Below are 1169 nucleotides of genomic sequence, written 5' to 3'. Positions count from 1 at the left end.
CCCACCGCTGCGCGGCGGGCCCCTTCCTCTCCCCTTCCGGGAGAGGATCCAAGGAAGAACGACGACCATGAAATCCATCACCCGCCTCGGCTGGACCGCCTACGCCATCGCGATCGTCACCATCGTGCTGGACCAGATCAGCAAGGCCTGGATCCTGGCCACGCTCGGCACGACCCAGGGCGCCAGCCAGTCGGTCTTTGGCCCGCTGTACCTGACCATGGTCCATAATTACGGCATGAGCTTTGGCCTGTTCCGGGGCTCTGAGCTGAGCCGCTGGCTGCTGACCCTCTTCTCGGCCGCCGTGGTGATCGGCCTGGCGGTCTGGGCGCGCAAGGCGGTCAAGCCGCTGATGGGGGCGGGAATCGGCCTGATCATCGGCGGGGCGTTCGGCAACAACCTGATCGACCGCATCCGCTACGGCTATGTCGTCGACTTCATCGACGTGTCGCGGATGCACTTCCCCTGGGTGTTCAACGTCGCCGACTCGGCCATCACCGTCGGGGTGTGCCTGCTGCTGCTGGACAGCTTCCTGTCGGAAGAGAAAAAGATCGCCAATCCCGACGGCCACGGGCTGTAACGCGCCCAGCTTCCTAGGGCGACACCTCCTTCAGCCGTCATTCCCGCCCTTGTGGCGGGAACCCCTGGTTCAGCTGACGGTGAAGCGCCTTGGCGCGCTGGCGCGCCACTCATTCGCACCTGCGGCGGACAGAGAGGTTCCCGCCACAAGGGCGGGAATGACGGACAAGAAGGGATTCGGAGGCTGGTTGCCGTTTTCAAATGCCTGCACAGATCCACCGCAACGCGACAGAACGGCCCTAACGTGGCCACGTTTCCAAGGAAGATTGGCGCCCGGCCTCGGATGTCGTATCGAGAGCGTCCGAAATATCGGCCCGGGGGGCCGCTGGAGCAGGTTTCATGAGTTTCTATCGGGTCGCGACCCTGGGCGTTCTGGCCTCCGTGGCCGCCATGGGCCTCGCCGGATGCCAGTCCACGTCGAAGGCGTTGGGCATGAGCAAGGTCGTTCCTGACGAATTCCGCGTCGTCACCAAGGCGCCGCTGGTGGTGCCGCCCGACTACAGCCTGCGTCCGCCGGCCCCCGGCGAGCCGCGCCCGCAGGAGCTGCAGCCCGAAAGCGCCGCGCGTCAGGCCCTGATCGGCCAGAGCAACGC

At 65.9% G+C, this 1169-nt stretch carries 2 protein-coding genes; both read left to right on the top strand.

Annotated features, from left to right (window positions below):
• Positions 1–67 precede the first annotated feature (67 nt).
• Positions 68–577, top strand: coding sequence for a signal peptidase II (lspA, locus tag AC1DZ6_RS25540; RefSeq protein WP_477099882.1), 510 nt, complete (start codon positions 68–70; stop codon positions 575–577).
• Positions 578–915: 338 nt separating this feature from the next.
• The coding region (locus AC1DZ6_RS25535; protein ID WP_477099881.1) for a DUF3035 domain-containing protein at positions 916–1169 on the top strand (254 nt) is incomplete at its 3' end.

The organism is Caulobacter sp. P1_B12_2 (genome assembly GCF_056406675.1).
This window is presented reverse-complemented; position numbering and strand designations above follow the sequence as displayed.

Excerpts from the sequence above, each read along its gene's own strand:
- lspA (WP_477099882.1), top strand. The coding sequence starts at position 68 with ATGAAATCCATCACCCGCCTCGGCTGGACCGCCTACGCCATCGCGATC.